Source organism: Enterobacter sp. R-1.6.2 (assembly GCF_035064085.1).
Taxonomy (GTDB): domain Bacteria; phylum Pseudomonadota; class Gammaproteobacteria; order Enterobacterales; family Enterobacteriaceae; genus Enterobacter; species Enterobacter asburiae_B.
In genome coordinates, this window is record NZ_JASEYI010000010.1 from 133,940 (window position 1) to 147,331 (window position 13,392).

Annotated in this window: 10 protein-coding genes; 5 read left to right on the forward strand and 5 right to left on the reverse strand. The window is 56.5% G+C overall.

All coding sequences use genetic code 11. The features are described from left to right. Nucleotides 1-466 precede the first annotated feature (466 nt). Both gltB and gltD read left to right on the forward strand, forming a co-directional pair. The gene (gene gltB, locus QMN93_RS12935) at nt 467-4,927 is read left to right on the forward strand and encodes a glutamate synthase large subunit (protein WP_193140095.1); all 4,461 of its coding nucleotides are present in this window, start codon (nt 467-469) and stop codon (nt 4,925-4,927) included. Nucleotides 4,928-4,936: 9 nt separating this feature from the next. After that, entirely contained in the window at nt 4,937-6,355 is a 1,419-nt protein-coding gene (gltD, locus tag QMN93_RS12940) for a glutamate synthase subunit GltD (protein ID WP_023309377.1), read from the forward strand. A 27-nt stretch (nt 6,356-6,382) separates the two neighbouring features. Here the strand turns inward: gltD and sspB are convergent, their stop codons facing one another. From sspB to zapE, 5 genes are all read right to left on the reverse strand, one after another. Then, nucleotides 6,383-6,880: a ClpXP protease specificity-enhancing factor gene (gene sspB / locus QMN93_RS12945; RefSeq protein WP_029740078.1), complete on the reverse strand. Its 498-nt coding sequence runs from the start codon at nt 6,878-6,880 to the stop codon at nt 6,383-6,385. A gap of 5 nt (nt 6,881-6,885) precedes the next feature. Continuing rightward, nucleotides 6,886-7,524, reverse strand: coding sequence for a stringent starvation protein SspA (sspA, locus tag QMN93_RS12950; RefSeq protein WP_014885418.1), 639 nt, complete (start codon nt 7,522-7,524; stop codon nt 6,886-6,888). Nucleotides 7,525-7,832: 308 nt separating this feature from the next. Then, nucleotides 7,833-8,225 carry a 30S ribosomal protein S9 gene (rpsI, locus tag QMN93_RS12955; protein ID WP_003860436.1) on the reverse strand — a complete coding sequence of 131 codons (393 nt, stop codon included), beginning with the start codon at nt 8,223-8,225 and terminating at the stop codon, nt 7,833-7,835. A 15-nt stretch (nt 8,226-8,240) separates the two neighbouring features. Further along, nucleotides 8,241-8,669 (reverse strand): 50S ribosomal protein L13, encoded by a 429-nt coding sequence (rplM, locus tag QMN93_RS12960; protein WP_006178824.1) that lies wholly within the window; start codon nt 8,667-8,669, stop codon nt 8,241-8,243. 292 nt (nt 8,670-8,961) lie between these two features. Then, nucleotides 8,962-10,086 carry a cell division protein ZapE gene (gene zapE, locus QMN93_RS12965; protein ID WP_182382758.1) on the reverse strand — a complete coding sequence of 375 codons (1,125 nt, stop codon included), beginning with the start codon at nt 10,084-10,086 and terminating at the stop codon, nt 8,962-8,964. Between the two features lie 189 nt (nt 10,087-10,275). Between zapE and zapG the strand changes: the two genes are divergently transcribed. From zapG to degS, 3 genes are all read left to right on the forward strand, one after another. Further along, nucleotides 10,276-10,674: a Z-ring associated protein ZapG gene (zapG, locus tag QMN93_RS12970; RefSeq protein ID WP_008502832.1), complete on the forward strand. Its 399-nt coding sequence runs from the start codon at nt 10,276-10,278 to the stop codon at nt 10,672-10,674. A 171-nt stretch (nt 10,675-10,845) separates the two neighbouring features. Then, nucleotides 10,846-12,213 carry a serine endoprotease DegQ gene (gene degQ / locus QMN93_RS12975; RefSeq protein WP_023309385.1) on the forward strand — a complete coding sequence of 456 codons (1,368 nt, stop codon included), beginning with the start codon at nt 10,846-10,848 and terminating at the stop codon, nt 12,211-12,213. Between the two features lie 91 nt (nt 12,214-12,304). After that, nucleotides 12,305-13,372 carry an outer membrane-stress sensor serine endopeptidase DegS gene (gene degS, locus QMN93_RS12980; RefSeq protein ID WP_023309386.1) on the forward strand — a complete coding sequence of 356 codons (1,068 nt, stop codon included), beginning with the start codon at nt 12,305-12,307 and terminating at the stop codon, nt 13,370-13,372. Nucleotides 13,373-13,392 lie beyond the last annotated feature (20 nt).

The window sequence follows — 13,392 nt, forward strand, 5'->3', positions numbered from 1 at the left end:
TGCAGCCGATACCAGATTATTATTCTGCTATAAAACTGCTATTCAGCACGCTACATTGATAATACCGCTTTCATATAGTGAGTCAGATCACACTCCGCTGCGTCCTGCCAGGGCATACATTCAATGTAAAAATAGTTAAATAACATTTACTTTCAAAGACATAAACGCTATTTAGCACATTTTTGTATAAATAAGATTGCCATTTGACCTGTGTACCAATTCCCGATAAGTTGGAAATCCGCTGGAAGCTTTCTGGATGAGCGGCCTGCTCATCATATTTATGCAGTAATTGAGATTCCCTCTGAAGCAAGTCCTCAAACTTGTTTACCTGCGCGAAAGGATGAAAAAGAGGGCGAATGCGAGGTCCGCGTATGAAACGCAAACCCCGTCGCCATGCTCTTTCTGTGCCTGTGCGCCACGGTAAAGTTCAGTGGGAAGCCCGACGAGCCTGGGGAGGTTCACTGATATGTTGTACGATAAATCCCTTGAGAAGGATAACTGTGGTTTCGGCCTGATCGCCCACATAGAAGGCGAACCTAGCCACAAGGTAGTGCGTACTGCTATTCACGCACTGGCCCGAATGCAGCACCGTGGCGCTATTCTTGCCGATGGTAAAACCGGCGACGGTTGCGGCCTGCTGCTGCAAAAACCGGATCGTTTCTTCCGCATCGTGGCGGAAGAGCGCGGCTGGCGTTTAGCCAAAAACTACGCTGTCGGCATGCTGTTCCTGAATCAGGATCCTGAAAAGGCTGCTGCCTCACGCCGCATCGTCGAAGAAGAACTTCAGCGTGAAACCCTGTCGATTGTCGGCTGGCGCAATGTGCCAACCAACGAAGGGGTGCTCGGTGAAATCGCCCTCTCCTCGCTGCCTCGTATTGAACAGATTTTCGTTAATGCGCCTGCGGGCTGGCGTCCGCGTGATATGGAACGCCGTCTGTTTATCGCCCGCCGCCGCATTGAAAAACGTCTCCAGGACGATAAAGAGTTCTACGTTTGTAGCCTCTCTAACCTGGTGAACATCTATAAGGGTCTGTGTATGCCGGCTGACCTGCCGCGCTTCTACCTGGACCTGGCGGACCTGCGTCTGGAATCGGCCATTTGCCTGTTCCACCAGCGCTTCTCCACCAACACCGTTCCACGCTGGCCGCTGGCTCAGCCGTTCCGCTACCTGGCGCACAACGGCGAGATCAACACTATCACCGGTAACCGCCAGTGGGCCCGCGCCCGTACCTATAAGTTCCAGACGCCGCTGATCCCCGATCTGCACGATGCTGCGCCGTTCGTGAACGAAACCGGCTCTGACTCCAGCTCCATGGATAACATGCTGGAACTGCTGCTGGCGGGCGGGATGGACATCGTGCGCGCCATGCGTCTGCTTGTGCCACCGGCCTGGCAGAACAACCCGGATATGGACCCTGAGCTGCGCGCGTTCTTCGACTTTAACTCCATGCACATGGAGCCGTGGGACGGCCCGGCGGGCATCGTCATGTCCGACGGCCGCTTCGCCGCCTGTAACCTGGACCGTAACGGTCTGCGTCCGGCGCGCTACGTTATCACCAAAGACAAGCTCATCACCTGCGCCTCTGAAGTCGGTATCTGGGATTACCAGCCTGACGAAGTGGTCGAGAAAGGCCGCGTCGGCCCGGGCGAGCTGATGGTTATCGACACCCGCGGCGGGCGCATTCTGCACTCTGCCGAAACCGATCACGATCTGAAAAGCCGCCATCCGTACAAAGAGTGGATGGAGAAAAACGTCCGTCGCCTCGTGCCGTTCGAAGATTTATCGGATGAAGAAGTGGGCCGCCGCGAACTGGACGACGATACGCTTGCAAGCTTCCAGAAACAGTTTAACTACAGCGCGGAAGAGCTGGACTCCGTTATTCGCGTGCTCGGTGAAAACGGCCAGGAAGCGGTCGGCTCGATGGGTGACGATACCCCGTTTGCCGTACTCTCCAGCCAGCCGCGCATCATTTACGACTACTTCCGCCAGCAGTTTGCGCAGGTGACCAACCCGCCGATCGACCCGCTGCGCGAAGCGCACGTGATGTCGCTGGCCACCAGCATCGGTCGCGAGATGAACGTCTTCTGCGAGGCCGAAGGCCAGGCGCACCGTCTGACCTTTAAATCGCCGATCCTGCTGTACTCCGATTTCAAACAGCTCACCACCATGAAAGAGGAGCACTACCGCGCCGACACGCTCGATATTACCTTCGACGTGACCGAAGCGAGCCTCGAAGAGACGGTGAATGCGCTGTGTGACAAAGCCGAACAGATGGTGCGTAACGGTACCGTTCTGCTGGTGCTGTCCGACCGCAATATCGCGAAAAACCGTCTGCCGGTGCCTGCCCCGATGGCTGTTGGCGCTATCCAGACGCGTCTGGTCGACAAGAGCCTGCGCTGTGACGCCAACATCATTGTGGAAACCGCCAGCGCCCGCGACCCGCACCACTTTGCCGTGCTGTTAGGCTTTGGCGCGACGGCGATCTACCCGTACCTGGCCTACGAAACGCTGGCGCGCCTGGTGGATACCCGCGCGATCGACAAAGATTACCGCGCGGTGATGCTGAACTACCGTAACGGCATCAACAAAGGCCTGTACAAGATCATGTCCAAAATGGGCATCTCGACCATTGCCTCCTACCGCTGTTCGAAGCTGTTTGAAGCGGTCGGCCTGCATGACGAGGTCGCCAACCTCTGCTTCCATGGCGTGGTCAGCCGCATCGGCGGCGCCGGTTTTGCTGACTTCCAGCAGGATCTGGTGAACCTGTCCAAACGCGCCTGGCTGGCACGTAAGCCGCTGGATCAGGGCGGTCTGCTGAAATACGTTCACGGCGGCGAATACCACGCCTATAACCCGGACGTGGTGCGCACGCTGCAGCAGGCGGTTCAGAGCGGTGAATACAGCGACTACCAGCAGTACGCTGAGCTGGTAAACAACCGTCCGGCGGCAACGCTGCGCGACCTCATTGCCCTCAATCCAGGCGATGAAGCGGTCAGCATTGACGAGGTTGAGCCTGCATCCGAACTGTTCAAACGCTTCGATACCGCGGCGATGTCCATCGGCGCGCTGAGCCCGGAAGCCCACGAAGCGCTGGCGGAAGCCATGAACAGCATCGGCGGTAACTCCAACTCCGGCGAAGGCGGTGAAGATCCGGCGCGTTACGGCACCAACAAAGTGTCCCGTATCAAGCAGGTGGCATCCGGTCGCTTTGGCGTGACGCCTGCGTACCTGGTCAACGCCGACGTGATCCAGATTAAAGTCGCTCAGGGTGCTAAACCGGGCGAAGGCGGCCAGCTGCCGGGTGATAAAGTTACTCCGTACATCGCCAAACTGCGCTATTCCGTGCCGGGCGTGACGCTGATCTCCCCGCCGCCGCACCACGATATCTACTCTATCGAGGACCTGGCGCAGCTGATTTTCGACCTGAAGCAGGTCAACCCGAAGGCGATGATCTCCGTGAAGCTGGTTTCCGAACCGGGCGTCGGCACCATCGCTACTGGCGTGGCGAAAGCCTATGCGGATCTCATCACCATCGCCGGCTACGACGGCGGCACCGGCGCAAGCCCGCTCTCCTCCGTAAAATATGCGGGCTGTCCGTGGGAGCTTGGCCTGGTGGAAACCCAGCAGGCGCTGGTGGCTAACGGTCTGCGTCACAAGATCCGTCTGCAGGTGGACGGCGGCCTGAAAACCGGCCTCGACATCATCAAAGCGGCGATCCTCGGCGCGGAAAGCTTCGGCTTCGGTACCGGCCCAATGGTTGCGCTCGGCTGTAAATACCTGCGTATTTGCCACCTGAACAACTGCGCAACCGGTGTGGCTACCCAGGACGAGAAGCTGCGTAAGAACCACTATCACGGTCTGCCGTTCAAAGTGACCAACTACTTTGACTTCATCGCCCGCGAAACCCGCGAGCTGATGGCGCAGCTGGGCGTGAAGCGTCTGGTGGACCTGATTGGCCGTACCGACCTGCTGAAAGAGCTGGAAGGATTCACGGCGAAGCAGCAGAAGCTTGAGCTGTCTAAGCTGCTGGAAACCGCGCAGCCGCACCCTGGCAAAGCGGTCTACTGCACCGAGAACAACCCGCCGTTCGATAACGGCGTGCTGAACGCGCAGCTGCTGCAGCAGGCGAAGCCGTACGTGGACGACAAGCAGAGCAAAACGTTCTGGTTTGATATCCGCAACACCGACCGCTCCGTGGGTGCCTCCCTCTCCGGCTACATCGCGCAGACGCACGGTGATCAGGGTCTGGCAGCGGATCCGATTACCGCGCACTTCAGCGGTACCGCGGGTCAGAGCTTCGGCGTATGGAACGCAGGCGGCGTTGAGCTGTATCTGACCGGCGATGCCAACGACTACGTCGGTAAAGGCATGGCGGGCGGTCTGCTGGCGGTGCGTCCTCCGGTTGGCTCAGCCTTCCGTAGCCATGAAGCCAGCATCATCGGTAACACCTGCCTGTACGGCGCGACCGGCGGTCGTCTGTTTGCAGCAGGCCGTGCGGGCGAGCGTTTTGCGGTGCGTAACTCCGGTGCTATCACCGTGGTGGAAGGTATTGGCGATAACGGTTGTGAATACATGACGGGCGGGATTGTTTGCGTTCTGGGTAAAACCGGCGTGAACTTCGGCGCGGGCATGACGGGCGGTTTTGCGTATGTCCTGGATGAAGACGGTGAGTTCCGCAAACGCGTGAACCCGGAGCTGGTGGAAGTGCTGGACGTTGATACGCTGGCTATCCATGAAGAACACCTGCGCGGTTTGATTACCGAACACGTGCAGCATACCGGTTCTTCGCGCGGCGAAGAGATCCTGGCGAACTGGCCAGCGTTCTCTGCGAAATTCGCGCTGGTTAAGCCGAAGTCCAGCGATGTTAAAGCCCTGTTGGGTCACCGTAGTCGTAGCGCAGCAGAGCTGCGCGTGCAGGCGCAGTAAGGAATTCAGATGAGCCAGAACGTATACCAGTTTATCGACCTGCAGCGTGTTGATCCGCCAAAGAAACCGCTGAAGATCCGCAAAATTGAATTTGTTGAAATCTACGAGCCATTTTCAGAAGGCCAGGCCAAAGCTCAGGCAGACCGCTGCCTGTCCTGCGGTAACCCTTACTGCGAATGGAAATGTCCTGTACACAACTACATCCCGAACTGGCTGAAGCTGGCCAACGAAGGGCGTATTTTTGAAGCCGCCGAGCTGTCTCACCAGACCAACACCCTGCCGGAAGTGTGCGGCCGCGTGTGCCCTCAGGACCGTCTGTGTGAAGGCTCCTGTACGCTGAACGACGAGTTCGGCGCGGTGACCATCGGCAATATTGAGCGCTATATCAATGATAAAGCGTTCGAGATGGGCTGGCGTCCGGATATGACCGGCGTGAAGCAAACCGACAAGCGCGTGGCAATCATCGGCGCGGGCCCGGCGGGCCTGGCCTGTGCGGACGTGCTGACCCGCAACGGCGTGAAGGCGGTGGTCTTTGACCGCCATCCGGAAATCGGCGGTCTGCTGACCTTCGGTATCCCTGCCTTCAAGCTGGAAAAAGAGGTCATGACCCGTCGCCGTGAAATCTTCACCGGCATGGGCATTGAGTTCAAACTGAACGTGGAAGTGGGCCGCGACGTGCAGCTCGACGACCTGCTGAAGGATTACGACGCCGTGTTCCTTGGCGTGGGCACCTATCAGTCCATGCGCGGCGGTCTGGAGAACGAAGACGCGCCGGGCGTGTACGACGCGCTGCCGTTCCTGATTGCCAACACCAAGCAGATCATGGGCTACGGTGAAACCGCCGATGAGCCGTTCGTCAGCATGGAAGGCAAACGCGTGGTGGTGCTGGGCGGCGGTGATACCGCGATGGACTGCGTGCGTACCTCCATTCGTCAGAATGCGGCACACGTGATCTGCGCCTACCGTCGTGACGAAGAGAACATGCCGGGCTCCAAACGCGAAGTGAAAAACGCGCGTGAAGAGGGCGTGGAGTTCCAGTTCAACATCCAGCCTCTGGGTATTGAAGTGAATGCCAACGGTAAAGTGAGCGGCGTGAAGATGGCGCGCACTGAGATGGGCGCACCGGATGCGAAAGGCCGTCGTCGCGCCGAGATCGTCGCCGGTTCTGAGCACGTGATCCCGGCCGATGCCGTGGTGATGGCGTTCGGTTTCCGTCCTCACAGCATGGAATGGCTGGCGAAGCACAGCGTTGAGCTGGATTCGCAGGGCCGCGTGATTGCGCCAGAAGGCAGCGACAACGCATTCCAGACCAGCAACCCGAAAATCTTCGCCGGTGGCGATATCGTTCGCGGTTCTGACCTGGTGGTAACGGCGATTGCCGAAGGCCGTAAGGCGGCTGACGGGATCCTGAACTACCTGGAAGTGTAAAAAAAACAGGCCCGATTGGGCCTGTTTTTATTTCACGACGCGAAGAGCCGGACGACCACCGCGCGGAGGCGGATCGTCATCAGGGTCATTGTCGTCGTGACGATCGGGTTTATCGCCATCGATAAGTGACATCACCGTGTCGCTTTCGCGCTCGTCGGATGCGTTGTCATCATTCAGGCTGGCAACATCTTCATCATACGCCGCTTCCGGCTCGAACATGGTACCCGCACCGTTTTCACGCGCGTAGATAGCCAGCACGGCTGCCAGCGGCACGGAAACCTGACGCGGCACGCCGCCGAAACGCGCGTTGAAGCGCACTTCATCGTTTGCCAGCTCCAGGTTACCCACCGCACGCGGCGCAATGTTCAGTACGATTTGTCCGTCACGCGCGTATTCCATTGGAACCAGCACGCCCGGCAACGTCACATCCACAACCAGGTGCGGCGTGAGCTGGTTATCCAGCAGCCATTCATAGAAGGCGCGCAGCAGATACGGACGGCGTGGGGTAAGTTGTGACATTTCCACAGTCATTAGCCTCGGCCGAGACGCATTTCACGTTCCGGTTCAGTTAAAGATGCCAGGAAAGAGTCGCGTTCAAATACGCGAGTCATATAGCCCTTCAGCTCTTTCGCGCCAGGACCGCTGAACTCTACGCCCAGGGTTGGCAGACGCCACAGCAACGGTGCCAGGTAGCAATCCACCAGGCTGAACTCATCGCTCAGGAAGAATGGTTTCTGACCAAACACAGGGGCGATTGCCAGCAGCTCTTCACGCAGTTGCTTACGTGCAGCGTCAGCTTCAGAAGCGGAACCGCTGGTAATCACGTTCATCAGCGAGTACCAGTCTTTTTCGATACGCTGCATGTACAGGCGGCTTTCACCACGCGCGACAGGGTAAACAGGCATCAGTGGCGGATGCGGGAAACGCTCATCCAGATATTCCATAATGATACGGGATTCCCACAGGGTCAGCTCGCGATCCACCAGCGTCGGTACGCTTTGGCTCGGGTTGAGATCGATCAGATCCTGAGGCGGGTTATCCTTTTCCACATGCTCGATCTCAAAACTGACACCCTTCTCGGCCAGCACGATACGAACCTGATGGCTATAAATGTCAGTAGGACCAGAAAACAGCGTCATTACCGAACGTTTGTTGGCAGCGACAGCCATGAAAACCTCCAGGTATATTCAGAATTTTTACTGCTACCAGCCCAACAGGGGCCAGCCAGATGTTGTATCGCCCATCCCAGAGAAAACACATTGTTCAAGAAACGAACAAAAATCGAGTATTCACCGATATTTGGGCAGAAAATTGGATGATAGTTTACCAGATTTTGATGGCTTTGTGGTGAGGGGATTCTGGAAATGTGGAAAAAGAGAAGATATATGCATGGATATTGTGGATAACCTGCGCATTATCCATAAAAAAACCCGCCGAAGCGGGTTTTTCGCCAATCGTTCTGCGTAAGCAGAATGGATTAACGTTTGGAGAACTGTGGACGACGACGTGCTTTACGCAGACCCACTTTCTTACGTTCAACCTGACGCGCGTCACGAGTAACGAAGCCAGCTTTACGCAGTTCAGAACGCAGGGATTCGTCGTACTCCATCAGAGCGCGGGTGATACCGTGACGGATCGCACCTGCCTGACCGGAGATACCACCACCTTTAACGGTGATGTACAGATCCAGTTTTTCTACCATATCAACCAGTTCCAGCGGCTGGCGAACTACCATGCGGGCAGTTTCGCGACCGAAGTATTGTTCCAGAGAACGCTGGTTGATTACGATTTTACCACTGCCCGGTTTGATGAAAACGCGAGCTGCGGAACTTTTGCGGCGACCAGTGCCGTAGTATTGATTTTCAGCCATTGCCTATAATCCCGATTAGATGTCAAGAACTTGCGGTTGCTGTGCCGCGTGGTTGTGCTCGTTGCCTGCGTAAACTTTCAGTTTACGGAACATAGCACGACCCAGCGGGCCTTTTGGCAGCATGCCTTTAACCGCGATTTCAATCACACGCTCAGGACGGCGGGCAATCATCTCTTCAAAGGTCGCTTCTTTGATACCACCGATGTGGCCGGTGTGGTGATAGTACACTTTGTCAGTACGCTTGTTGCCGGTTACAGCAACTTTATCAGCGTTCAGAACGATGATGTAATCACCGGTATCAACGTGCGGAGTGTATTCCGCTTTATGCTTACCGCGCAGGCGACGAGCCAGTTCAGTAGCCAGACGGCCCAGAGTTTTACCGGTCGCGTCAACAACATACCAGTCGCGCTGTACGGTTTCTGGTTTAGCTGTAAAAGTTTTCATTAAAAGCTTACCCAAATAAATAAGTTACACGTTGGTGAACACCCAAACGTTTAGTCAGTTGAGGCTCACACGACAAAGTCCGGCAAACCTACCCCTTCGAATAGCACATGCCGACACATAGAAAGTTTTGGGAAAAAAACCTTCTCGTAACGTGGGGTCGCAAGATTATAGAGAAGTTGAGGTCAAAGATCGACCCTTAAATGCGTTTTGGAATGGGTTTTTCGGGGGTGGGTATTGTGCGGTCTGGTGCCCTCACCCCCAGCCCCTCACCCACGGGAGAGGGGGGCATTTGTTACGGCATATGCTCCAGCTTCAGGTATTCCTCGCTCTGCATCTCCTGCAGGCGCGACAGGCAGCGCTGGAACTCGAACTTCAGCCGCTCGCCCTGGTAAATCTCATATAAAGGTACCTCGGCGCTGACCACCAGCTTGACGTGGCGCTCATAAAACTCGTCCACCAGCGCAATGAAGCGCCGTGCTTCGCTCTCCATCAGCCGCGTCATCACCGGCACGCCCAGCACCATCACGGTGTGGAACAGACGCGAAAGCGCAATGTAGTCGTGCTGGCTGCGGGCATCCACGCAGAGCGTCGTAAAGGAGACCGCCAGCGTTTGGTTTTCGACGCCGAGTGTGGGCAGCGGGCGATGGTTAATCTCGAGTTCTGGGGCGTGCTCGCGTTTTGCTCCCGCCAGCGCCAGCCAGAGTGTATCCATCTCGCGGGTGGTATCGGCATTTAACGGCGAAAGCCACAGATGCGCCTGGGTCAGCGTGCGCAGACGATAATCGACACCGGCATCGACGTTCATGATATCGCAGTGCTGCTTGATGGCATCGATGGCGGGCAGGAAGCGTGCGCGCTGCAGGCCGTTACGATAGAGTTCATCCGGCGGGATATTCGACGTAGCCACCAGCGTGATCCCGCGGGCAAATAGCGCCTTCATCAGGCCGCCTAGCAGCATGGCATCGGTGATGTCAGACACAAAAAATTCATCGAAGCAGAGCACGTCCGTTTCCGCCTTGAACCTGTCGGCCACAATCTCCAGCGGATCGCTTTTGCCCTGCAGTACGGTCAGCTCTTCATGCACCCGCAGCATAAAACGATGGAAGTGCAGACGCTGTTTACGTGCGCCAGGCAGGCTCAGATAGAACATGTCCATCAGCCAGGTTTTTCCGCGACCGACCCCGCCCCACATATATAAACCGCGCACCGGCGCGTGAGCCTGTGGCGCTTTTTTACCGAGCAACCGCCCAAACGCCGCCTTTAGCCCACCGTTCTGTTCGACTTCAGCGGGTTTTGCCGTGAGCTCCTGGTAAATCATCTCCAGACGGTTTACCGCCTCACGTTGAACGTCATCAGGCTGATGAGTGCCCTCGTTTAGGGCCAGTTGATATCGCGATGCAGGGGACAGGTTTTGCATAATATTATTGTTATTCCTTCAATTAACGCTCACCAGCAGACGTGACTGATGAAAAAAAGGCCGTTCTACACTACGCGATGATACGTCAGGATTCCACTTCTGCAGAAATAGCGGTTATAGTGGCATTATCAGGCACAGGCAGGAGCCGAGCCAACACCCTACGGAACAACAAGACAACGGGAGAAGTTCATGACCTGGGAATATGCGCTAATCGGTTTAGTCGTCGGCATCGTCATCGGTGCTGTGGCCATGCGTTTCGGTAATCGCAAATTGCGTCAGCAGCAGTCACTGCAGTACGAACTGGAAAAGAACAAAGCCGAGCTGGAAGAGTATCGTGAAGAGCTGGTCAGCCACTTTGCCCGTAGCGCCGAGCTGCTGGACAACATGGCAACCGACTATCGTCAGCTTTATCAACATATGGCAAAAAGCTCCAGCAGCCTGCTGCCGGAAATGACTGCGGAAACCAACCCGTTCCGCAACCGTCTGGCTGACTCTGAAGCCGGTAACGATCAGGCGCCCGTTCAGATGCCTCGCGACTATTCCGATGGCGCGTCCGGCCTGCTGCGCGGCGGTGTAAAACGCGATTAATCGCACAACCTGAATATATTTTACGGGCGCAGCGATTGCGCCCGTCCTTTCCTGATGACCCCAGCTATCATTTAGTTAAACACCTCATTGTTCAGCGGTTTAAAATTCAATAACATCAACGTGTTTTTAGGGCCGTTTTTCCTTTATTCCAGGTTACGAGAGTCAACATCGATGAAGAAAAAAAACCAGCTGTTGAGCGCTATCGCGTTAAGTGTCGGGTTATCTCTCTCGGCGTCCGTCCCTGTATTTGCCGCCATTCCCTCCCAGGTGCCTGGCCAGGCGGCCATTCCAAGCCTCGCGCCTATGCTGGAAAAAGTGTTGCCGGCGGTCGTCAGCGTTCAGGTTGAGGGCACCGCAGTACAAAGCCAACGCGTCCCTGAAGAACTGAAAAAATATTTTGGCGATGAGTCTCCCGACCAGCAGGCTCAGCCTTTTGAAGGCCTGGGTTCTGGCGTCATTATTGATGCGGCAAAAGGCTATATCCTGACCAACAACCACGTCATCAGCCAGGCCGATAAAATCAGCGTCCAGCTGAACGATGGCCGCGAATTTGATGCCAAACTGATCGGCGGCGATGACCAGAGCGACATCGCGCTGCTGCAGGTGCAAAACCCAAGCAACCTGACCCAGATTGCCATCGCGGACTCCGACAAACTGCGCGTCGGCGATTTTGCCGTCGCCGTAGGCAACCCCTTTGGCTTAGGGCAGACCGCCACCTCCGGGATCGTCTCGGCGCTCGGGCGCAGCGGCCTCAATCTGGAAGGGCTGGAAAACTTTATCCAGACCGATGCCTCAATCAACCGGGGTAACTCCGGCGGAGCGTTGCTCAACCTTAACGGCGAGCTGATTGGGATTAACACGGCGATTCTGGCCCCGGGCGGCGGCAGCATCGGGATCGGTTTTGCTATCCCCAGCAACATGGCCAAAACCCTGGCGCAGCAGCTGATCCAGTTCGGTGAAATCAAACGCGGACTGCTGGGTATTAAAGGTATGGAGATGAGCGCGGATATCGCAAAAGCGTTCAATATCAACGTACAGCGCGGGGCGTTTGTCAGTGAAGTGCTGCCAAACTCCGGCTCGGCAAAAGCGGGCGTGAAATCGGGAGATGTTATCGTCAGCCTGAACGACAAACCGCTGAACAGCTTTGCAGAACTCCGTTCACGGATTGCCACGACGGAACCTGGCGCCAAAGTGAAGCTGGGCCTGATACGTGACGGTAAGCCGCTTGACGTTGAAGTGACGCTGGATAAGAGCACCTCGTCCTCGGCCAGCGCGGAGCTTATTGCCCCGGCGCTACAGGGGGCTACGTTGAGCGACGGGCAGCTGAAGGACGGTACGAAAGGCATCAGCATCGACACCGTCGAGAAGAGCAGCCCTGCCGCACAGGCCGGATTGCATCAGGATGACGTGATTATCGGTGTAAACCGCAACCGCGTGCAGTCTATTGCCGAACTGCGCAAGGTGCTGGAAAGCAAACCAGCGGTTATTGCCCTGCAGGTCATGCGTGGCAATGAGTCCATCTATATTCTGTTGCGCTAAGCATTTGCGACCCGGACATCACCGCTGCGTGTGATGTCCGGATAACTCATGTTATGCTGCAAATCGTTCCTTTTTTAACGACACGCGCATCATGCTTTTAAAGCTCTTACGTTCTACTGTCATCGGTTTGATTGTCGCTGGCCTGCTGCTGCTGGCGCTGCCGTCTTTACGTCAGTTCAATAAACTGTCGGCTCCCCAGTTCGATAGCACGGATGAAACGCCGGCCACCTATAACCAGGCCGTCCGCCGTGCCGCACCTGCCGTGGTTAACGTCTATAACCGTGGCCTGAATACCTCAGCCCATAACCAGCTGGAGATCCGTACCCTCGGCTCCGGCGTAATCATGGACGAGCGCGGCTACATTATTACCAACAAGCACGTGATTAACGATGCCGACCAGATCATCGTCGCCCTGCAGGATGGCCGCGTGTTTGAGGCGTTACTCGTTGGGTCTGACAGCCTGACCGACCTGGCCGTTCTGAAAATTAACGCCACGGGCGGTTTGCCGGTCATCCCGATCAACCGTAAACGTACCCCGCATATTGGTGACGTCGTACTGGCTATCGGTAACCCTTACAACCTGGGCCAGACCATCACCCAGGGGATTATCAGCGCGACCGGTCGTATCGGTCTGAACCCCTCCGGGCGGCAGAACTTCCTGCAAACCGATGCCTCCATCAACCACGGTAACTCCGGCGGGGCGCTGGTCAACTCGCTGGGCGAACTGATGGGTATCAATACCCTCTCGTTCGATAAAAGTAACGACGGTGAGACGCCGGAAGGGATCGGCTTTGCCATTCCGTTTCAGCTGGCGACCAAAATCATGGATAAACTGATCCGCGACGGACGCGTGATCCGCGGCTATATCGGTATCGGCGGGCGCGAAATTGCGCCGATGCATACCCAGGGCGGCGGTATCGATCAGATTCAGGGCATCGTGGTTAACGAGGTGGCACCGGGTGGTCCGGCGGCTAACGCGGGGATTCAGGTAAACGATGTCATTGTGTCGGTCAACGGCACGCCAGCGGTCTCTGCGCTGGAGACGATGGATCAGGTGGCAGAAATTCGCCCGGGTTCTATCATCCCTGTTGAGGTCATGCGCAACGATAAGAAACTGACGCTGCACGTGACGATTCAGGAATACCCGGCCACTAACTGACAGGCATAAAAAAACGGAGC